Origin of the sequence: Micromonospora sp. B006 (assembly GCF_003408515.1) — a bacterium.
GTDB lineage: Bacteria > Actinomycetota > Actinomycetes > Mycobacteriales > Micromonosporaceae > Micromonospora > Micromonospora echinospora_A.
The window spans coordinates 6,281,315-6,304,346 of sequence record NZ_CP030865.1 but is presented as its reverse complement, the minus strand read 5'-3'; the positions used below and the strand labels follow the sequence as shown (position 1 = coordinate 6,304,346).

Annotated in this window: 16 protein-coding genes and 1 pseudogene; 7 read left to right on the top strand and 10 right to left on the bottom strand. The window is 69.8% G+C overall.

Features of this window, described 5'->3' with window-relative positions; genetic code table 11:
* Positions 1-27: 27 nt before the first annotated feature.
* The 4 genes from MicB006_RS28225 to MicB006_RS28210 all read right to left on the bottom strand — a co-directional run bounded on the left by MicB006_RS28225 (position 28) and on the right by MicB006_RS28210 (position 4,395).
* On the bottom strand, positions 28-858 hold the full coding sequence (locus MicB006_RS28225) for an SDR family NAD(P)-dependent oxidoreductase (RefSeq protein ID WP_116510158.1): 831 nt from the start codon (positions 856-858) through the stop codon (positions 28-30).
* Positions 855-1,331, bottom strand: coding sequence for a nuclear transport factor 2 family protein (locus MicB006_RS28220; RefSeq protein WP_161565968.1), 477 nt, complete (start codon positions 1,329-1,331; stop codon positions 855-857). Before MicB006_RS28220 ends, MicB006_RS28225 begins: the two co-directional genes overlap by 4 nt.
* Complete coding sequence (locus MicB006_RS28215) at positions 1,328-2,251, bottom strand: NAD(P)-dependent oxidoreductase (RefSeq protein WP_116510154.1); 924 nt, start codon at positions 2,249-2,251, stop codon at positions 1,328-1,330. The genes MicB006_RS28220 and MicB006_RS28215 overlap by 4 nt, the downstream gene beginning before the upstream one ends.
* Positions 2,252-2,730: 479 nt before the next feature.
* Positions 2,731-4,395, bottom strand: coding sequence for a HEAT repeat domain-containing protein (locus tag MicB006_RS28210; protein WP_225980855.1), 1,665 nt, complete (start codon positions 4,393-4,395; stop codon positions 2,731-2,733).
* A gap of 118 nt (positions 4,396-4,513) precedes the next feature.
* Between MicB006_RS28210 and MicB006_RS28205 the strand changes: the two are divergent.
* Positions 4,514-4,720, top strand: a pseudogene (locus MicB006_RS28205) (response regulator transcription factor); the annotation flags it as partial.
* A 569-nt stretch (positions 4,721-5,289) separates the two neighbouring features.
* Here the strand turns inward: MicB006_RS28205 and MicB006_RS28200 are convergent.
* Positions 5,290-7,023, bottom strand: coding sequence for a hypothetical protein (locus MicB006_RS28200; protein ID WP_116510152.1), 1,734 nt, complete (start codon positions 7,021-7,023; stop codon positions 5,290-5,292).
* 938 nt (positions 7,024-7,961) lie between these two features.
* On the opposite strand from MicB006_RS28200, the gene MicB006_RS28195 reads away from it, so the two are divergent.
* The 4 genes from MicB006_RS28195 (at position 7,962) to MicB006_RS28180 (ending at position 16,793) form a co-directional block, all read left to right on the top strand.
* Positions 7,962-8,924, top strand: a complete 963-nt coding sequence (locus MicB006_RS28195; RefSeq protein ID WP_225980546.1) for an N-acetylmuramoyl-L-alanine amidase — start codon at positions 7,962-7,964, stop codon at positions 8,922-8,924.
* 392 nt (positions 8,925-9,316) lie between these two features.
* Positions 9,317-10,141 (top strand): helix-turn-helix transcriptional regulator, encoded by an 825-nt coding sequence (locus tag MicB006_RS28190; protein WP_225980854.1) that lies wholly within the window; start codon positions 9,317-9,319, stop codon positions 10,139-10,141.
* 681 nt (positions 10,142-10,822) lie between these two features.
* Positions 10,823-15,613, top strand: coding sequence for a GDSL-type esterase/lipase family protein (locus tag MicB006_RS28185; protein WP_152037906.1), 4,791 nt, complete (start codon positions 10,823-10,825; stop codon positions 15,611-15,613).
* Between the two features lie 643 nt (positions 15,614-16,256).
* Positions 16,257-16,793, top strand: a complete 537-nt coding sequence (locus tag MicB006_RS28180) for an RICIN domain-containing protein (RefSeq protein WP_152037905.1) — start codon at positions 16,257-16,259, stop codon at positions 16,791-16,793.
* Between the two features lie 60 nt (positions 16,794-16,853).
* Here MicB006_RS28180 and MicB006_RS28175 read toward each other — a convergent pair whose 3' ends face one another.
* Positions 16,854-17,345 carry a GNAT family N-acetyltransferase gene (locus MicB006_RS28175; protein ID WP_152037904.1) on the bottom strand — a complete coding sequence of 164 codons (492 nt, stop codon included), beginning with the start codon at positions 17,343-17,345 and terminating at the stop codon, positions 16,854-16,856.
* Between the two features lie 110 nt (positions 17,346-17,455).
* Positions 17,456-18,082: a VOC family protein gene (locus MicB006_RS28170; protein ID WP_116510140.1), complete on the bottom strand. Its 627-nt coding sequence runs from the start codon at positions 18,080-18,082 to the stop codon at positions 17,456-17,458.
* A gap of 391 nt (positions 18,083-18,473) precedes the next feature.
* On the opposite strand from MicB006_RS28170, the gene MicB006_RS31890 reads away from it, so the two are divergent.
* On the top strand, positions 18,474-18,623 hold the full coding sequence (locus tag MicB006_RS31890) for a hypothetical protein (protein ID WP_161565967.1): 150 nt from the start codon (positions 18,474-18,476) through the stop codon (positions 18,621-18,623).
* A 45-nt stretch (positions 18,624-18,668) separates the two neighbouring features.
* On the opposite strand, the gene MicB006_RS28165 is transcribed toward MicB006_RS31890, so the two are convergent.
* The 3 genes from MicB006_RS28165 to MicB006_RS28155 form a co-directional block, all read right to left on the bottom strand.
* A complete protein-coding gene (locus tag MicB006_RS28165) occupies positions 18,669-19,103 on the bottom strand; it encodes a hypothetical protein (protein ID WP_073831613.1) in 435 nt (144 codons plus the stop codon).
* A 504-nt stretch (positions 19,104-19,607) separates the two neighbouring features.
* Positions 19,608-20,645: a DUF808 domain-containing protein gene (locus MicB006_RS28160; protein ID WP_116510139.1), complete on the bottom strand. Its 1,038-nt coding sequence runs from the start codon at positions 20,643-20,645 to the stop codon at positions 19,608-19,610.
* A 323-nt stretch (positions 20,646-20,968) separates the two neighbouring features.
* Positions 20,969-22,027, bottom strand: a complete 1,059-nt coding sequence (locus tag MicB006_RS28155; protein ID WP_225980545.1) for a Glu/Leu/Phe/Val dehydrogenase dimerization domain-containing protein — start codon at positions 22,025-22,027, stop codon at positions 20,969-20,971.
* A 51-nt stretch (positions 22,028-22,078) separates the two neighbouring features.
* Here MicB006_RS28155 and MicB006_RS28150 point away from each other — a divergent pair, with 51 nt between their 5' ends.
* Complete coding sequence (locus tag MicB006_RS28150) at positions 22,079-22,594, top strand: Lrp/AsnC family transcriptional regulator (RefSeq protein ID WP_225980544.1); 516 nt, start codon at positions 22,079-22,081, stop codon at positions 22,592-22,594.
* Positions 22,595-23,032 lie beyond the last annotated feature (438 nt).

Here is a 23,032-nt window from a genome sequence, read left to right as displayed (position 1 = left end):
GTGGACGCCGGGATCCGGCGTCCACGGTCAGGCCTCGTTCGGCATGTTCGACCAGCCCTTGCGGTCGGTACGCGCGTACCAGCCCGAGGCGGCCAGAGTCCCTCCGTCGACGGGGATCGTGTGCCCGGTGACGAAACGGGCGTCGTCGCTGGCGAGGAACTCGACGACGGCGGCGTAGTCGTCGGGCTCGCCGAAGCGGCCGACGGGGATCCACGTACGGATCAGCTCCGGGTCGCGTCCGCGCAGCATCGCCGCGGCCGGCGTCTGGGGCGTGTCGGCGAGGTCGGGCGCGATCGCGTTGACCCGGACCCCGTGGCCGGCGACCTCGACGGCGAGGCTCTTGGTGAAGGCGCTGACGCCGGCGTTGTAGGCGGAGTACGGGGCGCACGCCGGGATACCCCGGAAGGCCTCGACTGTCGAGTTGTTGACGATGGCGCCACGGCCTCGGTCGACCATGCCGGGCAGCAGCGCATGGGTCATCGCGAGCACGTGCCACAGGTTGATCTCGTAGAGCGCCTGCCACTGCTGGGGTGTCGAGTGCAGGAAGGTCTTGGAGGCCGGGCGGAAGTCGCCGACGTTGTTGACGAGCACGTCGACCCGCCCCGAGTCGACGGCCGCCGCGACGGCGACCGCGACGGCGACACCGTCGGCGTTGCGTACGTCGGCGAGGACGACCTCGACCTCGCCGCCGGCGCTCCGGATGTCCGCGGCGGTGCCGGCGGCGGCCTCCCCGTCGATGTCGACGAGGACGACGTGGGCGCCAGCGGCGGCGAGACGGCGGGAGATGCCGCCGCCGATCCCGAGGGCGCCGCCGGTGACGACAGCGATCCGGCCCTCGAGCCTGCGGGTGGCGCTCATCTGCCGGTTCCTTCCTCGTCGGCCCTGGTCACGGAGACGCGGTGGCGTTCGATCCAGTTGATGGTCACCGCGCGACGTGTGAAGGCCCATCCTTCGGCGGTACGCGCGTACTCGTCGTCGTAGTGCAGGAACCAGACGAGGTCCGAGGGCCCGTCGCGACCGGGGACCAGGTGGTGGGCCGTACCGCGGACCCGGCCACGGGCCCCGGTCGGCGTCGGCAGGTAGCGCGTCCCGGCCACGACGTGAGTCGTCGCCAGGGTGCCGGCGAGTGCCCCGAGCGCGGCCACGACAGCGGAGCGGCCGACGTGGGACACGTGCGGGTCGAGGTGCGCCGGCGGCTCGGGAACCACGAGGACGCCGTCCGGAACGAACAGCGCGCCGATCGCTGCCGCGTCACGGTCGTCGGCCGCCGCGGCGTACGTCTCGGAGAGTGCGCGCAGCGCGGTGAGGTCGGCCGCGTCGAGGCCGGTCACGCCGCGCGAGCGGTCGCCGCGCGTACGACCTGGACGAGCTCGGCGACGGCCCGCTCGCAGTCACCGCGGGTGTAGCCGAGCAGTGCGGTCTCGGCCGGATCCGGTTCATAGGCGAGGACGTTCCCGCGACCCTGGACGATCATCGAGTCGGGCATGAAGGGGTGCGGCTCGTCGAGCTCGGCGATGGTGCGGCTGCCCCCGGCCGCGTCGACGAGCAACTGGAAGAACTGCGTGAACGTGAGGTTGGCGTCACCGACGAGGTACGCCGCGCCCGCCGTGCCGCGGTCGAGCGCGCCGCCGATCGCCTCGGCCAGGGACCGGGCCGACATGTAGTTCGTGCCGCCGGCCGGCGCGTGGTCGGGGATCTGCGGCTCGTTGCCGGCCGCCCAGGACACCATGCGGCGGTAGCGCTTGGCCGTGATGCCGGGGATGGCACCGATGATCGAGGGCGGGTTGAGGGTGCAGACCGTGAAGGAGTCGTCAGCCAGCGCCCGGGCGCCCTCGTCGGCGTCCCGGCGGGCGGCGACGTAGGCGCTGGTGTCGGCCAGGGCCGGTCGCAGGTGGTGGTAGTAGCTGCCGACCTGGACGAAGCGGGAGACACCCGCGCTCTTGGCGAGCGCGGCGAAGGCCGGCACTCCCGCGCTCTGGGTCTCCTTCCAGAACTCCGTCTCGTCCGCGTCGCGGGGCAGGTGACGCACGTCCTGCCCCGCAGCGAAGACGACAGCGTCGAAGGGGGCCAGGTCCTCCCGGGTGAAGGTCTGGCGGGTGTAGTCCCCGCGGAGGACCGGCAGGTCGGCGACGGGCGAGGCCGCATCGACCGCCCCTCGGGCGGCGACGGTGACGTTGTCGCCCCGGTCGCGCAGGTGAAGGGCGGTGTGGACACCGATCATGCCGGTTCCACCGACCACGAGTACCTCCATCGCGAGGTCTCCTTGCGTAGTGAGGCGGCTCCCCCGCGTGAAGCTGGGAGCCGGCATGACGTCCGAATCAACCAACCAAGCGATTGGTAGGTTAGCACGAGAGGAGATGGTCGGGACCCGAAGGCGCCCTGCCCGCCGCCAGCGCCACCGCTATTGCGCGGCAGGAGCGGAGCGACTGACCTCGGCCGTCGATTCCGAGACCTCGTCGGGGACGCTCCCTTGAGCACAGACCGCGCCGGATGCGAGCTGTTCCCAGCGCGCAGTCGTCCGGGCTTTAGATAGCGCAAGGCCAGCGTCCTTGATCAGCGGTCAAGGAGCGCTACCGGACGGCGGGTGTCAGGGGCGACGTGTCTCCTCGCCAGGCGAAGCCGCGCCGGTCATCGTGCTCATTCGGGCCGGTGACCGGCTCACGGGACGACGCGAGGGTGTTGCCCTGCCAGCGTCGGGGTTGCTGAGGACCTCCAGTGTGTGACGCTCCGTCACTCGACAGGGTGGCTATCCGCAACCCAACCGGCGAGCTGCTGGCTGGTCTCGTCTCCGAGCCTCGCCGCCGCTCGGGCCGCCAATGCGAGCAGCTCCACCCGCTCTGCCTCGGTGACCCGCAACTCCGGTCGCGGGGAACGGCGCCAGGTCGTGCTCGCCGCGTCCCTGGCGAGGCGGATCGCATCGGCCTTGCCCCGTTCGGCCAGGCGCTTATCCATGTCAGCGACCAGGATCAACGCCGCCTGCAGCTCCACGCCGGCGCCACGACCGCGCAGGAGTTTGTAGCCGGCGCGCCGCAGTTCCACCCGGCCGTCGCGCAGCAGCTCCCACAGCAGGGCCGGCGGCAACGCGCCGGCAACCGGGCGCAGCGCCAGTGCCACCTCCCGCACCACCGCCGGCGACGGATCCCGCACCAACGCCACCAACTCCCCCACCACGACCGCGTCCAGCAGCCGCAGACCTCGTACCGCCTGAGCCCGGACCTCCGGCTTCTCGTGGCCGAGCAGTCGAAGCAACAGCGGGGCGTCCGCCACCGAGCCGGTCTCGGCCAATCCGGCGATCGCCCCCACGACCGGCTCGTCGGCGTCAACGCCCGCGCGGTAGTGCTCCCGCGCATCCCTACCGAGTCGGCGGGCCGCGTCGCGGGCCACGGCCCGCACCAACGGCGCCTCGTCGTCCAGGTGTCCGGCGACGTCGGCGTCCTGACCGGCCCGAGCCAGCCCGGTCAACGCCACCACCCGCACCTCCGCCCGAGCCGAGCGAGCGAGCCGACGCAGGAGATCATGCCGCCGGGTCCAGACCGCGTCGCGGCACGCCGCCTCCGCCGCCCGCGCTCGCACCCGCACGTCCGGATCCGACTCGGCCACGGTCACCAGATCCGGCGTACGCAGCCCACCGCGCGCCAGCACGGTGTCGAGGACGAACCGCCGCTCCCGGCCGCCAGCCGAGGCGAACAGGCCGCGCCACAACTGCTCCGGCGCCACCAGCACCGCCACCCGCACCTGAGCGACCGCGAAGCCGGCGCGAGCCCACGCCTCAAGGCGCAGCGCCATCGGCAGGACAGCAGGCAGGTAGACATCAGCATCGTCAGCGAGCAACACCGCGAGCCCGGCCCGCGCCCGATCCCGCACCGGGGCCACCCAGTCGGCGGTACGCACCACCAGAAACGGCATCACCTCCGCGTACGGGCGGGCGATCATCGCCGCCACCGCACGCTCCCGGACCCGCCCATCGCCATGCATGCTCGCCAGCGCCGTCGCCACGGGCCCCGACGGCATCGCAGAAGACCGTCCCGCGACCCGCCGCCATGCGGGTTCCCGGTGCCGGCCGTACCAGGGCGCCGACCGCGCGTGCTCGTCAAGCCGAACCACCAGCCCCGGCACAGCCGTCACCAGCGCCAACGCCGACCGCGCCGCCACCTCGTCGCCATGAGCATCGACCTCAAGCAGCACGTCGACCAACCGGTCCAGCGCCTCCCATCGACCGGCCCCGGCGTCCTCGACCGCAACTCGGACCACCGAAAGCAGCCCGTCCTCCTCCACCGGCGAAGCCGGAAGGGCCTGCCCGTCACGTCTGCCCCAGATCACCGCGACATCCTGCCTCGCCACCCATGGCGATCGAACCCGGTTTTCCGGGCCGACGGCAAGCCTGAGCAGTTCCACCAAGCCCTGAACCTCCCGTCTCGTGCCGCTCGACATCGACGGCGAGCTGCACCTACGGGCTCGGAGCCCGCTCTCACCCGCGTCGCGCAACTACGAGACCGCCCATTCAAGGAGCGCTGAGCCCGTCGAGCCGCTGACCGCTCGCGAGGAACAGGTCCTGCTGGCTGCCGCTCGCGGCCGGACCAACAGCGAGATCGGCGATGAGCTGTCCATCAGCCTCAGCACCGTCAAGACCCACATCGCCGCCCTGATGCGCAAGCTCAACGCCCGCAACCGCGTCGAGATCGTGATGTGGGCCTACGAGACACACCGCGTCGGCACCTGACCGGCGCCCGCATACGCGAGTCGCGGAAACAGGAGTGCCCGGGACCCGACAAGACAAGAGACGAGGGGCGATGACGCCGACGATCTGCCGGCTGACCAGTGGGAGGGCGACGGGGCGTGGCGCTTGAACCGGGTCTGCGATCGCGTCGCAGTCATGGGTGCCACTGATCCTGAACTTCACCGTCTGTTCGGCGAGCGCGCCCGGCTTCTCGGGCTGGCCAGAAAGCACCACCTGGCGGGCCGGTACGACGCCTCGATCCCTTTGCTCCAGGCGCACCTGGAGGGCACCGTAATCGGCGTCACCGGGGCCGGGAGCTCGCCTACGACACCCGCGTGCAAGGAGGCTTCCGCGCCGACCTGGTGGGCGGGGTCTACGACACTGCCGACTTCAAGAGGCGAGGGCTCCCCGCAGAACACGGAATCCAGCAGCGGGTGCGGGCTGACGGCCGCCAGGTCATGTACTGGCGCATCAAGGCTTCGGGCTGGGCGCTCGGGCTCGGGCTCGCGCTCGCACCCGCTGATGTTGAGCGGGCTCCCAAAGCGGCCGGCCGAGCCCGGAACGTGTGGACGCTACGCCTCAGGGGTCCAAGTCTGATATGGCCAGGTGCCGGCGGCACGGGCCCGGTCCACCAGCTCGGGTGCCTGGGCGGTGACCTCGATGACGAGCTGTCCTGCATATCCGGCCATCGCTTCCGGGTACGTCCGTAAGGCAACCAGCAGCCGCCCCACTGCGCTGAGACGTTCGACGGCGGTTCGCCAGTCCTGACGGTCGACGGCGAGGGCGGCGGTGAGCAGCAGTGTGTTCGCGTACTCCCAGGCTGCGCGCTGGTCCAGCGCGGCCAGCTCATGACGGATGGCGTAGGCATGTTCGGCCAAGGGCGCCGCGGTCGCCGTCTGCCGGCGTTCGAGCAGCGCGGCGGCGAGATTGTGCAGGGCCGTGCCGAGGATCCGACGCAGCCGTGGGTAGGCCGCGTCCGCGTCCGCGCAGCGGTCGATGACCTCGGACAGCAGCATGATCTGGTCTTCGTGACGTCCGGTGGCTTCCGCGACCACGGCGGCGTCGACCATGTGGGTGACCGCGTCGGCCAGCGCCTCCCGCTCGGTGGCGGTCCCGCGTAGCAGGCCCTCGTGCCGCCGGACGGCAACGACCACGGACAGCCAGGCAAGGTCCCAGGCGTCGTCGCAGTGGCCGATCCGGTGCCGGAGCATCGCCCGCTGGTAGAGGGCGGCGGACCAGAGGCGCCCGACGTCCCGCCGGGTCGGGTCCGACGTCGCCCCGTCGTACAGGCTCAACTCGTCGGCGAGCTCGGCGAGGACGCGGTCGGCCTCGATGATCTGGTCCGCGTCGGCCAGAGCGATTCCTTGGTCGAGCCGGGCGGCACAATCGGCGATCACCAACGGGTCAGCGGGCGGGCGGTTGCCGGGTGCGAGGCCGGTCACCCGCGACTCCGCCGCCAGCCGCGCCGCGAACCCGCCGGCGGTAACGCCGGATGGTGAGGGCTGGGCCAGCAGATCCAGGTAGGAGCGGCGTATCCGCCATGCGCCCGAGTCGGGCACCACCAGGTTTTCCGGCGCGGCTTGTTGCAGCTGCGCCAGCGACGCCTCGATCCGCTCTAGTCGCTTCTGCGCTCCGGAGCCCTGGAACATCTGTTCCAGCGAGTACTGTTCGGTCAGCGCCACCCGCGTCAGGTCCGGCCGCCCCAGACTGCTGGCTAACCGCGCGAAGATTCCAAGGGCGTCCGCCAGGTCGATCGCGGCGGCCGCCTCGCCGGTGTCGCGGGCGAGCCCACGCTGGAGGTCGACCATCTCGGCGGCCAACGGTCCCAGGACGGAGGGGTCCGTCTCGAGTCGCAGGGTGACCAGCCCAGTCAGTGCCGCGGTCCGAGCGCGGCGGGCGTCGAGGCCGTCGGCGGGCCGGGGCGCGACCAACCGCCACACCCGTTCGACGACATCGCGCCCGCGATCGACGAGCCCGCTGCCGGCCAGGATCTGGCCTGCCTGCACGGTGCGGACCACGGCGTCGGCATGCCAGTCCGGATCGGAGAGCAGATCGCCGGCGAGCGCGACGACCTCCTCGGCCTGTTCCCGCAGCTCAGTGACGTCACCGCCATCGGCGAGCCGTTCCTGAGAGAGGTTCAGGGTGGCGCGGCCGAGAGCATGCAGCAGACGCCCCGGATCGCCGAGACTGCGGGCAGCGGCAACGGCCCGCTCAACGGCCGCCCGGGTGTCCGGGCCGAGACCGGCCCGCGCGGTGATCTCGTCGGCGACGGTGAGCAGGCGGTCGACCTCGGCAGGTGTGCTCATCACACGTCTGGAGTCACACCGTCGGCAACGGCAACTGCCGGCTCACGCACTGCGCTAGTTCGATCATCGACACCTCTAGCCACCTCCGGTGCTGTACGACGAGTTGCCCTGACCAGCTGCGAAAAGCGCCCTTCCCCCGAATCGGCGCCCGCAGCAAGCACCGCGAGCAGCAGTCGACCGATCATGAAACCCGAGGCGCCCGCCCCGGCGAGGCCCGCCCCGTGCAACAGCCGCGAGCCAGCACGTCGCGATCCGCTCTCATCCAACAGTGATGTGACACGCCGTGCGGGCATGTCGCACTTCTACCAGCAGCCAGAGGAAAGTTAAAGAAGGTCGATACGGTCTTGCGGATGCCATGAAGTTCTGCGAAGACGCCGATATAACGACATTCAACGCAATCGCAACGCCCATCCGCGCGTACAAAGCGTTCGCAGGCGGCCCGCCACCTCGACCTTCGGCTCCGGAGCACCGACTCCACCGCAGCCGGTGAACGCCTCGCAAAACCCATGAAAATCCTGATCTCTCGCCGGAAATTGTTGCATAAGCAAGCACGATGACATCCGGGACCGGCTCGATCGAGACATCCGACCAGCACTTGACCGGCATCCCGTGCCGCCGGCGCGTACCTCAGGCAACAATTCGGGCGGCGCTGTCCCGATCCTTTAAGGCTGCGCTGAAAGGAATTGCCGCGGCGCGTCGACGGAATTCACGATGCCTGTCGTACGCATGTGCACTGCGGGCGAAGGGAAGGAATCGTGCATACCGATCGTCCTGACGTCGAGACGCCAGCAGTCGGTGGCCTCGACCGGCGAACCCTCCTCGGCGCGCTCGGCGCCGGTGTTGGGGCGGCAACCGTCCTGGCCACGCCACGACCCGCACGGGCTGGCGCCCCGACGTCCGACCGTGTCCCGGCTCCACGGACGCTGGCGACAAGGCCGTTGCGGAGCGGGACCGTTCGGCCTGGATTCGACGCCCAGGTCGTTGCCCTGCGGTCGCCGGCCGGCTCGGCGCCGGCACGGTGGCGCTCCGCCGACCGGTCGGGGTCGTGGAGCCGGTGGGCCCCGGCGCCCGGCGGCTGCCCGGCCGGCGCGGGCGATGCCGCGCCCGCGACCGAGCAACTGGCCTTCGTCACCGTACCCAACGCTCCGGCCGTCGACCTCGACCTGCCGACCGGCAGCCGGGCGGTCGTCCTCAACGGCACCGACGGACCGGCCCTGCGGCCCGCGTCCGCCGAGGTGTCAGAACGCTCCCGGCTGGCGGGGCTGCCCTTCCTGAGCCGTGCCGCCTGGGGCGCCGACGAGTCCCTGCGGTTCGACGCCGCCGGCGTGGAAAAGTACCCACCCACGTTCTGGCCGGTGCAGACGTTCACCGTTCACCACACCGCCACCGGCAACGACGATCCTGATCCGGCCGCGCGGATGCGCGCCATCTACCGCTACCAGGCGATCGACCTTGGCTACGGCGACTTCGGCTACCACTTCCTCGTCGACGAGGCGGGCCGGGTCTACGAGGGCCGGCGCTCCGGCGGGGACGTGCTGCCCGGTTTCGACCCGGCCGGTTGGATGGTGAACGGCTCGCACGTGGGCGGCTACAACGCGGGGAACGTGGGTGTCGTCCTGCTCGGGACCTTCGTGGCGCGCGAACCGACGGCGGCTGCGCGGCGCAGCCTCACCCTGTTGCTCGCCGCCCTGACCGGTTGGTGCCACGTCGATCCGCTGGCCAGCGTGACCTACGTCAATCCGATAAGCGGCCTCCGCCGCAGCGTACCCGCGATCGCGGGGCATCAAGACTGGGGGCCGACGGAGTGCCCGGGCGGGGTGCTCAGCGGGATGCTGGGTGGCCTGCGCCAGGAGATCGCGGCCGTGCTGGCCGACCCGCGTCGCTCCGCGTTCGTCGGCTGACGGCGGTGGCAGCGACCGCCGTGCGGCAACGCCGGCGAACCGGAGACGCGCCCGAGGTGACGTTTCGTGGCACGGTACCGACACAATCACCTCGAAGGTAACGAAGCGCGAATCGCACCTGCGTACGATAGTGGCGCGCTCCGATATTCCAAGGCTAGACTGCCGCGAGCTCACGGCATTTACATGCGTCTTCGGGAGCCTCGTTGCGCATCTATTTCACGGCGGAGGATATCGGGCGGGTCCGCGTGGCCGCAGCACCCGATCCGATGTGGGAGACGGTCTTCAGCGTGTTCCGCCTCAACCGCCCGGGGCCGGCGGCGATCTTCGGGCGGTGGCGCCGGCGGGCCGTGCCAGCCATGCGACCCGCCGATCTGGAAATGCTCCGGCCCTTGGTGAACGGTGCCTATTATCCGGATTTCCTGACCCCGGCCGAGGGTGGGCTCGGTCTGCCGCACGCGATCGAGGCCCTGCTACGCACTCCGACGGCCCGGCTCCGCGCCGAAATGGAGCAGCTCGCCCGCCTCGGTGGGCCACTGCCGTCCTGGATGCGGCGCCTCGCCGACGGCGACGGCGACGTGCTGGGCCGCCTGGCCGGCGCGATGCGGTCACAGTTCGCGGTCGCGGTCGCCCCGTTCTGGGCGGAGGCACGGGCGCACGTGGACGCCGACCGGGCACGGCGGGCGCGGGTGCTGCTGGAGCACGGCGGTGAAGGGCTGCTGAAGAGCTTCCGGCCGATGATGCGCTGGGAGCCTCCGGCGCTCGTGGTCGATGTGCCGTCCACCCAGTCGATCCATCTCAACGGCCGCGGGCTGCTGCTCGTGCCGTCCTACCTGTCCTGGAAGACTCCCGACACGCTGCGGGACCCGACCCTCACGCCGGTGCTGGTGTATCCGGTCGAGCACGACCTGACCCGGCACCTGGACGCGACGCGGCCTTCCGGGCCGGGCGCCCTCGCCGCCCTCATCGGACCGACCCGGGCGGACGTGCTGGAGGCAATAGGCGATGGCCAGACCACCTCGGAGCTGGCCGGACGCGTCGGAGTGAGCGCGGCGTCGATCAGCCAGCACACCGCCGTGCTGCGCGACGCCCGGCTGATCAGGACCACCCGCATCGGCAAGGCGGTGCTGCACACGATCACCCCACTCGGCGCGGCGATGCTCGACGACACCCCGCGTCGAAGCGCGCCGATCGACGTCGCCGCGGGTCCTGCGGCGTAGGCTCCGCCCCCGCCGGTCACCGGGCGTGGACGTCCGTCGTCGGACGGTGCCGGCGCCGCCCGACCGGGAAGCTGGTCGGCCGGGCCACGAAGGCGCTTGTCGTCGTGGCGGAACTGGGACGGTGCCGGTGGCAGCGCCGGCTACGGCACCGAGACCAGGGCATCGTCTCGAACCTTCACTGGGCTACGGCGTCCTCCTCCGGTACAGCCCCCGGTGCCGGATCGTTTGGGCGGTCAATGAGGCACAGGTCCACTTCTGGGTCGAGCGGCAGGGGGATCACCGGTTGACGAAGGGCTCGTGAAGCAGGCCAGGCCGGCCGGCGGCCACGGACCGGTCACGCCTGGTCACGCTGCGGACCTACCCCGTCGTTGAGGCGGTGATCGGTACCGTCGGCCCGGTCCGGGACCTGGTCGACTTCGGTTTCCTGGTCATGCTGCCCCCGCAACTGTGCGCGGCCGCGACGGGCGGCGGCGTGGCGAGCGGTCTGCTGGCCAAGGCCGGCTGTACTCGGTGCCGGCGCCACAGTTACTCGAGAATGCAATTAACCTTGCCGCCTTACGCGTCCGAGACTCGCCGCGCATACCTTTCGCGCTCGGGTTAAAGGTGTGGTCTGCCGTCGGCATGCAGCCAGAACATGGTCCCTCCATTGTTTCCACTACGCCCGTAAATGGACGGAGACCCGTGAAGATAGGAACGTTATTGACGCCTGGCAAGGCGGTGGGGGCCGCCGTGGCCGCCGTTGCGCTGCTTTCCGGCCCGGCACTGTCGGCAGTGGCCCGGGCCGAACCGGCGGCGACCCCGCCATCCGCGCCGGCGGCACCGGCGGGCCCGGCCGGGCCCGCCGATCGCGTCGCACCCGGCGACCGGGACAGGGTCCTGCCGAAGGGGTGGCGCGGCTCCGCGGACCGGATCTGGACGACCTCCGGCGACGCCAACGGCTTCCACATTCTCACCGCCACGGCGGCCACCGGCTACACCTGGGAGACCGCGGCCAGCCTCGCCGAGCCGGGCTTCGACGTCGACCTGTGGATCGGCAACGCCTGCGTGACCGGCTCGGGTCGCCGGCTGGTCGTGGTGTACGCACCCCGCACCTTCACCAACAAGGCGGAGCTGTTCGACCGCGGCGGGTTCACCGCGGTCGTCGACCTGAAGACGCGCCAGGTGACCAAGCTGCCGGTGCAGTCGTCGCTCGCCTACTTCAACCCCGGTTGTGGCGCGGGCGAGGAGGCGGTGCTCTCCCAGCTCGGCGGTGAGAACCGCGAGGACCCGACGCCCACCGCGCCGCGGAGCCGGCTGTTCACCGTGGATGCAGCGGCACGCACGCTGTCCAAGCCGATCCTGCTGAATACCGAGCTGAGCTCCCCCGTACCGGTCAAGGACGGCATCGTGGCGGCGGCCGCCGGCGGGCTGGTCTCGGTGGCGAGGACCGGCAAGGTGACCCGGTCCGTCGCGGCGACCGGGGTGCCGTTCCGGCTGGCGCCCGACGCAGCCGGCGGCGTCATCTTCATGGACTCCGACGGCCAGCAGACCCGGGTGAAGCGGGCGGTCGGCCGGTCCGTGCGGGAGCTCGCGCGCGGCCGCTCGGCCGATGTCGGCCTGGCCCGCGGTGACGGCGGCCGGACCTTCATCACCGGCCGGCCGGCGCACATGTCCGCGCTGCCCGCCGCCGTGCGCCGGATCGCCGTTCCCCGCGACAGTGAGCTGTCCACCCGCGGCGAACTGGCGCTCACCCAGGTCAAGGCGGCCGGCACGGGCGACCCGCGAACCCAGGGCGGCGACCCGAGCGTGGCCCGCAACGTCGCCGTCACGGCGACGGTGACCAGGACCGGCAAATCGCTCACCTTCGAGGTGAGCCCCGAGGTGGCCGGACCCGAGGCGATCGCCGGCCGAGCCACCCATCCGAAGCTCGGCGCCGCGGCCACGGCCACCACGCCCCGCTCCCGGATCGCGGCCGACGCCTCGGCCGAACCGGTCGAGGCGGACCGCTACTGCTCGGTGCCGCGCAACGACCCGGCGAACCAGACCGTGCAGCCGAAGCCGCGCAACGTCGAGTGGGCGGTCGACCAGGCGGTCTTCGGCCGGCTCAATGACGCGGCCTCGCGCCCGGCGAACTGGAAGGGCTACGGCATGCCGGCGTACGAGCCGCAGACGCTGTTCCCGGCGCCACCACTGGCCGGCGGCGGCCGGGTGCCGGCGCAGATCATGCTGGGCATCATCACCCAGGAATCCAACATGTGGCAGGCGTCGAAGTTCGCGCTGCCCGGCGTGCCGGCGAACCCGTTGATGGGCAACTACTACGGGCGCGACATCTACAACGCCACCTCGCTGGACGACTGGGACATCGACTGGACGAAGGCCGACTGCGGCTACGGGCTCACCCAGGCGACCGACGGCATGCGCCTGGCGGGCCACGAGAAGACCGACGCCAACGGCAACAAGGTCGAGGTCTCGCTGCCGTTCCAGACCCAGCGGGCGGTCGCGCTCGACTTCACTGCGAACATCGCGTACGGGTTGAAGATCTTGCAGGAGAAGTGGAACCAGACCTACGCGGCAGGGCTGCGGGTGCACAACGCCGATCCGTCCGCGCTGGAGAACTGGTTCTACGCGGTGTGGGCGTACAACTCGGGCTTCTACCCGAAGAGGAACGAGACCGACCCGTGGGGCGTCGGGTGGCTCAACAACCCGATCAACCCCAGGTACGACCCGCTCCGGCACCCGTTCATGACCTCGTACGACGACGCTCGCACGCCACAGAACTGGCCGTACCCGGAGAAGGTGCTCGGCTGGGCCGGCAATCCGATCTCCGCGACCGAGTCGCCGGGCGTCGAGCGGCCCGGCTTCAACTACGCCTGGTGGAACCTGAGCGAGGACAAGCCCAAGGTCAAGCCCCCGCTGAAGACCTTCTGTGACAGCACCAACCAGTGCGATCCGTACGCCTCCGTGCAGCCGAACGATCCGGACGTCAGCAGCGAGAAGCCCGGTCCGTGTCTGCACAAGAACACCACGGGCCTGTACGACCTGAGGTGCTGGGCCCACTCCGCGGTCGGGTGGAAGGCGCCGCCGGGAGTCGTCTGCGACACGTGCGGCCACGAGCAGATCCGGTTCGACCCGGGCTACCCGTGGTGCACGACAGCCGGCCAGACGGCCTGCGAGAGCGACGGCATCAGCTACCCGTCGCACTGCCAGGACAGCGGCGGTGACCTCGCCGCCGGCGCCAAGGTGGTCGACAACGTTCCGCTCGGCTCGCCCTCGCCGCGGTCGTGCCCCAGACAGCTGCAGAACCAGGGTACGTTCCAGCTCTCCTTCACGGGGGTGGCCAACGGCACCTACCCGTCCAAGATCGATTTCCACCAGGTCGGCGGAGGTTACGGCGGCCACTACTGGCGGGCCAGCACCCGGACCCAGGCGGCCCAGGGCGGAAACCTCAAGGTCACTGGCACCTGGCGGCTCAACGACACCGGCACCGGCTGGCGGCGGGTCCAGGTGTTCGTGCCCGAGTTCGGCGCCTGGACGCAACAGGCGAAGTACACGATCGATCTGGGCAACGGCGAAACCCGGTACCGGGTGATCAACCAGACCTGGCAGCAGAACAAGTGGGTCGACCTGGGCACCTTCAACTTCCGGGGCCAGCCCTCGGTCTCGCTGACCACCGTGACCAAGGACGGCACCGGAGACGACAGCATCATCTTCGACGCGGTGGCGTTCAGCTGGCCCAGCCCGTCGCCGCCGGGCGTGCCCGAAGAGGTCGGCGGCATGCCCCGATACGTCGCGCTGGGCGACTCCTACTCGTCGGGCGAGGGCGTGGCGCCGTACGACCGCAACAGCGACCTCAGGCGAACCAACGGCACGAAGGGCTCCAACGTCGACGCCTGCCACCGGTCGACGGCCGGCGCGTACCCCCGCCTGGTGCATGATCCCGGCCGCGACTCCGTCCGGGACTTCCCGAACGACCACTACACCATCGAACAGATGTCGACGAAGTACAGCTGGGGCAGCTTCGGCTTCCTCGCCTGCTCGGGCGCGACGACCACGGCCGTCACCCGCGACGCGGTCAACGTTCCGCCGGCCGGATCCGACACGGCGGGACACACCGACTGGGGACAGGCGGTCGACCGCTGGGGCGAGCTGACCCAGGTGGAGCAGGGCTGGCTGGACCCGGAGACCACGCACGTGTCGATCTCGATCGGCGGCAACGACGCCCGGTTCTCCGACGTGCTCACCGGTTGCATCGCCACTCTCAACGACTGCTCTGGGCCGAACTACCGGCTGACCCGGTCGAACGGCGTCGTCGACCCCGAACCGCTGCGCGACTACCAAACGAAGATCATTCGGGACTGGCTGCCGGCAAAGCTCAAGGCCACCTACCGGGCGATCCACACTGCCGCCCCGAACGCCCAGATCTTCGTCGTGGGCTACCCGCAGATGTTCCCCAACGAGGAAGGCAACAACGCCTGCTACAACATCAGCTCGCAGGCCCGGCTGTTCCTCAACGCGATGGCCGGTCGCATCTCCATCGCCATCGCGCGGGTCGTCGACGACCTGCGCGCCGAAGGCGTGGACATCCGCTACATCCACACCACTGCGGCGATCAGCGTCGGCAACAGCGGACAGAAGAAGTGGGCGTGCGGTGGCGACGACGGCTACCGGTGGCTGAACGCGGTCACCTCGACGTCCACCGACGGCAGCGGGGAGAAGACGCCGGGCACCGGCACCTTCCACCCGACCGCCCGCGGCCAGCAGGGCTTCGCCGACCTGCTCACCGCGGCCTTCGCGGACGCCCGGCGCCCGCGGGCGGACGACGTGGCGGCGATCAAGAAACGCATCCTCGACTACTCGGCGAAGCGCGCGCCGACCGACGACAAGGGCAGGTGGATCGTCACCGACCAACAGGCGAAACTCGCCGCCGAACGCTGCCTCGACCTGACCCGGCGCGGCGGGATCGTCGGCAACCCCTGCCTGTCCAAACCGATCTTGTTCCCCACCGCCTTCGACGCCCGCGGAGCCGCCCGCAACGACGACGCCGCGATCGACGCCAACCCGCCCTGGGTGCAGCTGCGCTACGTCAACGGCTCGACGGAGAAGCCCAAGGTGCTCAAGTCCCGTAGCTGGTTCATGAACGCACCGTACGGCCAGACCTCCTGCCCGACGACGCGCCCCGAGGACCAGTGCGACGAGTATCCGTTCTACACCTCCGAGGAGGGTGGCGCCTGGGACTTCTTCACCGGCGGGGAGAATTCTCCGCTGAGCACCCGGCTGCTGATGATCCCCGCGACCGAGAACCGGGCGGAGGGCAGCATGGTCGGTGCGATGTACAGCCACCAGGACTGCCGGATGCAGACCGGCACCTACGAAGACATCATCGGTAGCCCCGGCTATCAGAACCAGTTGCTGACCAGCGGCACGGAATATCTGACCGTACCGCTGACCGACGAAGCGGCGTTCGTGGGCCAGAAAACCATGTACGTCTGCTGAACCGAGGCCCCGGCCGCCGTCAGGTGGCCGGGGCCCATCCCACCGGCTCATCCGTCAGCACCGTCTTGGCCCGCACACCATTGCGGGAGCTTCCACCGTTCTCACTCGCCGGGTGGCCCCTGCCATAGCCTTGGTGATCAATGATCACACCCTCGAGCGCCGATCCAGGACCCGCTCCGTGAGCTGCCATCAAGTCGTGCATCCGCGGCGGTCATCATCGCGCGCGAGGATCCATCGGTTGGCGCCAGCGGCCGCACCGTCGCCCGGCACATCGGCATCGGCATCGGCTCATCCGCCCTCGCAACTCCGAATCCTCGGCAAGGGCACCGGCAGCCTCGGTCCACCCAAGCCGGGTGAACCCAGACCCGACACGCGGTACGGACGGCCTGAGGGCCGGTGTCGGCGACGAGCAAGGTACGCGGGATCCCCACCACACTCCTACGCGTACGCATATTCAAGCTCGTTTCCGGCTTGCTTGGATCGTCGAGTCCGTCGGTGCGATCGTCGTGACCCGACGGCCGTGCCGGTCACACCTTGAAGGCAAGCCTGAAACGTCTGGCCGGCGTCTGCCGGGCCGTCTCAGGATGGCGTCAGACGCGGTGCCGAGGCCCGCACCGCCCCGACCCGAGATGGAGTGCCGAAGATGCGCACCCGAAAGGTTTTCAAAGCCATCGCCGCCTGCCTCGTCGTGTTGGCGACCGTGTTCGCCATGCCCACGCCCGCCAGCGCAGCGGTCAACACGTACATCAGCGTGCTGCCGCAGGACAGCCCCAAGATGGTGCTCGACGTGCTGAACGGCAATGCCGCGAACGGGACCCCGGTCCAGTTGTGGCGACTGAACTACAACACCCAGCAGTACTGGACCATCCACCACGTCGGCTACTACAACGGCTTCGATGTCTACGAGTTCCACAGCAACATCGCCGACAAATGCCTCGACATGGCCGTCGACGGCACCGTGGGCAATGGCACCCGCGTGCAGACTTGGTCGTGCAGCCACGCGTCCAACCAGAGGTGGTACGCGGAGCCCGTCCAGGAGAACGCGAACTGGCGTCCGCTCCACAACATGCGGAACAAGGAGCTGTGCCTCGACGTCCTCAACGCTCAGTACAGCGACGGCGCGAGGCTCCAGGTCTTCACGTGCAACAACAAATGGAACCAGCGCTTCAACGTCTACTGACGTGAGCCACTCCACATGAGGCAGGCCCCGAGGCGCATCAGCGGCCTCGGGCCTTTCTCGCTAACGGCACCTCTCTGTGTCTCCTGGATCTTGGCGGATGGAAACGAGAGTGAGGTTGAGTAGTTCCAGGCCGGTGACGGGCTGGAAGCCGATGTCGGTGTAGAGCGTCAGGGCGGGAATGTTGTCGGTCTCGGTCTGGAGTGAAACGCGATGCGCGCCAGCGGCACGGGCGTCGCGGATGACGTGCTGGAGCAGGGCGTTCGCGGTACCGCTACGGCGATGGAGCGGGGCCACGTAGAGATCGCGGATCGACCATGAGGTGCCCAGCATGAGCGATGCCGGCGTGATCGTGACCGTGATGAAGCCGCGAACGTGATCAGCTCGGATGGCGGCAGCGACGGAGATCCGGTGTTGTGCGATCTGGTCGTGCAGCCAGGAGCGGGTGAGCTCTGGGGTTGACGGTTGGCCGTAGTGGGCCCGGTAGTCGTCGAATAGAGCAGCTACCTGATCGAACGCCGGATGGGCGGGGGCTATCGGCACGATCGTCGTCATGCCGTAAGTGTGGTCGACGGTCAAGCCAGTGTGTCTGTTGATGCCGGACCACGTCGGCGAGCGACGTCGATACGGTCGGTTGCGGCCGTGAACCTTGAAGTTGTCCGCTGTTATCGGCCGACCCAGGTGGCGACGCACGCCTCGTTGCCCTCGGCGTCGGCCAAGACCCACCACTTTGGTGCGTGCATGTCGGAAACCAGCTGGCCACCCGCAGCCAATGCGGCGGCGATGCGGGCTTCGGCCTGATCATGTGGGACGGCGACATCAAGGTGCATGCGGTTGCGTTGTGGACGCCGAGCATCCATTGGCTGCACCCCGAAGCCCGGGCCCCGGCGCGCCGGGTCGGCCAGATAGTCGTCGTCGATCTGGCGGTAACCCAGCAGCGCCCGCCAGAACGGCAGCACCTCCGCGCCCACCAGGGCATCGAGGGTGACGTTGATGAGCTGCACGGCGGTCGGGTCGGCGGGGATGCCGAGCTCCCTGGCGGCAGCCGAGATCCGCCGGGCCAGCGCAACGTCGCGCGACAACAGGGACACCGTTACGCCGACGTGACGCAGATCGATGTTGACGTACTGCTGCTCCGCGCCACCGACCAGCCGGCCGACCTCATCGACGAACGCTATGCCCTTGGCCAGCGAGCCGGTGCGGAAATACGCCGAGACCACGTGGTAGAGGCAGCGCCAGTCCTCGACACCGTCGGCCGCGTGGAACTGCCCTGCCGTGATCCGCACCGTCATGCCGGCGAACCTAGCAGCGGCTACGCGACGCAGCGCACCACGGCTCTCGCACTCACTGGTCGGCGGTGCACTCTCATGCCGCAAGGACACCACGCCGACCGCGAAGCAGGAATGGTCCCAGGGCCCGCCACCACGAGCGACTCTGCCGATGACAGCCCGGCGGACTGAGGTGTTTACTTGACGGGCACGACGGGAGGTCGTGCACCTTGCCTCACCGCAGGCCGAGGGTTGATGTCTGTGGCGGGATGATCTTGCCGTCATTGGTGACCGTTGAAATGACGACGTTCCTCGTACCAATCAAGGGCTGACAGTGTTAGCCGACTGGAAGGTCGGCCCAGTGGCTGTTCGTCCTGCTGCCGAGGCGTTGAGTGACGCACGACAAGGGCGAGCGTTGGGCAACGTCGAGTGGTTCGACGAGCTTGGCGCCGGGCAGGGACCTAGCGCCTTCGCCGCGGTCGATGCGGCCGACCTCGACGCAGCGATCGATCTCGTCGCCCAAGCGGTCGCCATCAGAGATGATCTGCAACTGGCACCCAGGTAGCGAGCGGCAAACGGGCTGACGATGTCGTTGGATTCGGTTCGTGTGTCAGGGGCGACGGCGCAGTGAGCGGAGCGCGGGAACCGCGTCGGTGGCGGCGAGCGCCCAGAGTACGAGCAGCGGCTGGAAGAGCAGGCGGACCGCCCGTGCCGCGTCGGTATCCAGGCCGAATCCGTCACGCCCTTCGGTGAACTGAGCGATGTTGCCCGGGAAGACCGCGACGAAGAAGGCCGCTACGACCGCTCCGGTGAGGCCGCGTACGGGCTGTCTCCAAGCCGCGAGCAGTGCCAGCCCGAGACAGATCTCGACCACTCCGGAGGCGACGACGACGAGATCGGCGTCGAGCGGGAGCCAGGAGGGCACCTGCGCCAAGAACTCCTGGCGCGCGACTGTCAGATGGGCGATGCCGGCAACGAGCAGCATCGCGCCCAACGCGACCTGGCCGACCGCGCCCGTCAACCGTCGTGCGAACGTGGAGGTCATGGTGTCTCTCCCGTGGCGTGAACGAGGGACGGACGGCCCGCTGCGGGGGCGCTCCCACCACCCTAGCCTCCGCCAAGGTGACCGACACCGCCCCCGACCGCGGCCACGGTCAGTTCCAGCGACGGACGGTACGGCCGGTGGGCTCCTGTCAACGCCGCCCAACCCCAGCCTTTCAGGCGGAGCCGACAGGCGGTCTGGCATCGAGCGGTGCGGCCGCTGGCCCGCGGACCGCGCGGGATGGTCAGTCCGTCCACCGTGGTCCGGCTGAAACTGGACCACCTTGGTTTGGTTGATCTTTAGTCATTGGACTTGGTGGCTGCGGGGACGCGGCCGAGGTCGCGGTCTCTGAGTCGGTAGGTCACGATGGCGACGACGACACCAATACCGCGCCAAAGCGGCCTACTACCAGCGAAGACTCCGACTCAGCCAGGTGCGGCTGGAATACCAAGCGCGGTTCAGCACCAGAACGCCTGACCCCGTGGTCGAGTTGCGATGATTTTGCGGTCAACCACGCGGCGCTCGGTCCGCAGGAGCGTCGCGACGCCGAGCTGCACGGCTCGGCTGCGCGGGGATGGTGGCGTCAGTACGAGTCGTGGCCGCCGCAGTCGCAGCCGCAGGCTTGGATTTGCGGCGGTGGAGCGTGAGAGTCATGACCAGCACGACCAGCGCTCCGACGATCAGCCCGAGGATCGCGCTGGCCACCGTGTTGACGAGCCAGCCGACGAGCCCGCCGAGAACACCCGTGGCGTCGTGGGCGGCGACCTCCACGTGGTGCACTGCCTCGTACAGGAAGTGCAGGTTCAGCTCGTTCGTGCCCAGCAGCAGGATGTGCCCGCCCACCCACAGCATCGCCGCGGTGCCGACTACCGTCAGCACGGTGAGGACTACCGGCATCGCCCTCACCAGACCGCGGCCGAACGTGGCGACGGCGCCGGAACGTTGCGACAGGCGCAGCCCGGCGTCGTCCATCTTTACGATCAGGGCCACCACGCCGTACACCAGGACGGTTATGACGACGGCGACGACAGCCAGGATCGCCAGGCGGGACCAGAACGCCTCATCGATCACCTCGTTGAGGGTGATGACCATGATCTCCGCCGAGAGGATCAGGTCGGTTCGTACCGCCCCGGACACCAGCGTCGTCTCGTCCTGCACCTCTTCCTCGCCCGCGCCGGAGGCATCGTGATGGGCGATCTTGGCCCACACCTTCTCCGCGCCTTCGTAACAGAGGTAGGCGCCGCCGAGCATGAGGATCGGAGTGAGCAGCCAGGGCACGAACTGACTGAGCAGCAGCACCGCCGGCAGGATGATGAAGAACTTGTTGCGCAGCGACCCCAGGGCAATGCGCTTGATAATCGGCACCTCGCGCTCGGCCGCCAGGTTCCGCACGTACTGCGGCGTGACGGCAGCATCGTCGACGACGACCCCCGCAGCCTTGGCGCCGGCCTTCGCGGCGCCCGCCCCGATGTCATCGATCGACGCGGCAGCGGCTCGGGCCAGCACCGCCACGTCATCCAGCAGGGCTACGAGTCCACTGGCCAAGGGAGGGTCCTTCCGGGGTTGCGTAGAGTTCGAACTGGACCATTCTCGCTCAGGTCCCTGTGCGCGGCACGCCACCACCCGGTCGTATATCGGGCGAGAGCTCAAGGTGAGCGGCTATCGCGCTCAGCCGACGACCCGCCACCACCGCGCCCGGGTCACCACCTGGCGCCAGCTCAGGCCGAACCCGTCCGCCCCAGTCACCGTTAGCCAGGGTCGGCGTAGATGCGTTTCGGTCGCTGTCTCAGTCGGCCGGGTATCGATGGTGCGGCTGCGTCGGGAACGGTGGCGGTTGGCCGTTGTCTTGCGGTCGGGTGGCGGCAGGGTCAGCGGCGGCCGCTTTCGATGCGGTGGCGAGCGCGGGAGCGGGCGGCGGCGGCCGGGGTCGAGCCGGTGGCGCGGGCGGTGCGCAGGATGTCAGTGAGGGTGTCGGCGATGCCGTGGACCCGGGCGGTGGCCTGGGCGGACGTTTGCCGGTGTAGCTCGACGGCGGTGGCGTGGATGATGCCGCCGGCGCTGACGATGATGTCCGGTGCCCAGAGGATGCCGTGCTGGTGCAGCAGGTCGGCGGTGGCCGGGGTGTCGAGTTGGTTGTTGGCCGGTCCGGCGATCGCGGCGCAGCGCAGTGTCGGCACTGTGTGGGGGGTGAGCAGACCGCCGAGGGCGGCGGGGACGAGCACGTCCACGTCGGCGGTCAGGCAGTCCTGCGGGCTGGTCCAGGCGGCACCCGCGGTGTCGGCGAGCATTCGTCTACCCTCGCCGATGTCGGCGGCCACCAGGGTCGCGCCGGCGTCGGCGAGCATGCGCAGTACGTGCCCGCCGACGCGGCCGAGGCCGAGCACGGCGAAGCTGCGCGCGGACAGATCGGCTGACCCGAATCGCTCGGCGCACAGGGCATGCAGCGCGGCGAGGACGCCGACGGCGGTGTGTCCGGAGGAGTCGCCGCTGCCACCGGCGTGCACCGGTCGGCAGAACGCATGCGGGGTCCGCTCGGCGATCGTGACCATGTCGTCCGGTCCGGTTCCCACGTCCGGTCCGGTGGCATAGGCGCCGTCCAGCCCGGCGATCGCGTCGCCCGCGTCGTGCAGCACCGCCCGACGGGCGGCCGTGTCGAGTGTCCTGCCCGGGGGCAGGGCGACGACGGTCTTGCCGCCGCCGTTGGGCAGGCCGGCCAGCGCGCACTTGTCCGACATCGCGGCTGACAGCCGCAGCGCGTCGGTGAGCCCGTCACGCCAGTGCGGGTAGTGCGCGAGCCGGCAGCCGCCGATGGCCTGACCGAGCGCGGTGGAGTGCACCGCGACCACGATCGGCAGGCCGGACCGTATGCCCCGCCTGATGACGACGTGTTCGTGCATCGACTCGGTGTCGAGGTGGGTCGCGACCATGATGGCTCCTGTCGTGCGCTCGCCGGAACGGGATCGACAGTAGGCAGGTGGTTGGCGCCGACCAGCTCGAAGCGAACATCGTTCGGAGAAGATGACAAGATCCCGGTCGTGGACGAACTTGATACGGCGATCATCGAGCACCTGCAGACACATGCGCGGCAGACCAACCGCGAACTGGCCCGCGCGGTCGGCATCGCGCCGTCCACCTGCCTGGAACGCGTGCGCGCACTGCGGGAACGCGGCGTGATCACCGGCTATCACGCCGAGATCAGCCTGGCCGCTCTCAACCGCGGCGTCCAAGCATTGCTGCACGTGCAGGTCCGGCCCCTGAGCCGCACCGTCATCGACGGCTTCAAGAAATATGCGATGGAGCTGCCCGAGGTGCTGTCGGTGTACGTCGTGGCCGGCGGCGACGACTTCCTCGTCCACGTCGCCGTACCCAGCGTCGACGGCCTGCACTCCTTCCTCATGGACAAGTTCAGCGGACGCCGCGAGATCGTCGGGTTCCGCAGCTCCGTCATCTACCAACACGCCCGAAAGCAGGTCATCGAACCACTCGACCCGTAACGCACGGCCACAGAGTTGGGGACAGTGCGCACATCTACCGCCAATCAGGCGCGACGCGGTCGCCAGGACCGTTTGATCAGGTGTGCGCTCATGCCGCTGACACGGCGCGGCGATCGTGGGCATGCTCCCCGGTGCGAGCCCGGTTGGGGAGAGCAGATTGGGTGCAGCTCGGCGAAGTGGTCAACGCGCCCGCTGAGGGCATTTCTCGCGTACCTCGTTCTGCGTCCATCGTGGACGCCGATGGGTGCAGGTGATCTCGACGGCCTTCCAGGGGTGGGCCCACTGTTCGGGGGGTCGCACTCGGCGGCGGAGAGGGTCATCGACACCCTCGGCCCCACTGCTGGCTCTGGTGCCGGCGCTTCGGCGGCGGATCGACCAGCTCACCGTCGCCGACGGCACCCGATCTATGCAGGCACGGGACTCCATCGGTCACGAAGC

What these genes read in the sequence shown, in the direction of transcription:
- MicB006_RS28155 (WP_225980545.1), bottom strand. Translation starts at nt 22,027, where the DNA reads ATGGTCGCGACCCACCTCGACACCGAGTCGATGCACGAACACGTCGTC.
- MicB006_RS28165 (WP_073831613.1), bottom strand. Translation starts at nt 19,103, where the DNA reads ATGACCTCCACGTTCGCACGACGGTTGACGGGCGCGGTCGGCCAGGTC.
- MicB006_RS28200 (WP_116510152.1), bottom strand. Translation starts at nt 7,023, where the DNA reads ATGAGCACACCTGCCGAGGTCGACCGCCTGCTCACCGTCGCCGACGAG.
- MicB006_RS28175 (WP_152037904.1), bottom strand. Translation starts at nt 17,345, where the DNA reads ATGACGACGATCGTGCCGATAGCCCCCGCCCATCCGGCGTTCGATCAG.
- MicB006_RS28225 (WP_116510158.1), bottom strand. Translation starts at nt 858, where the DNA reads ATGAGCGCCACCCGCAGGCTCGAGGGCCGGATCGCTGTCGTCACCGGC.
- MicB006_RS28170 (WP_116510140.1), bottom strand. Translation starts at nt 18,082, where the DNA reads ATGACGGTGCGGATCACGGCAGGGCAGTTCCACGCGGCCGACGGTGTC.
- MicB006_RS28215 (WP_116510154.1), bottom strand. Translation starts at nt 2,251, where the DNA reads ATGGAGGTACTCGTGGTCGGTGGAACCGGCATGATCGGTGTCCACACC.
- MicB006_RS28180 (WP_152037905.1), top strand. Translation starts at nt 16,257, where the DNA reads ATGCGCACCCGAAAGGTTTTCAAAGCCATCGCCGCCTGCCTCGTCGTG.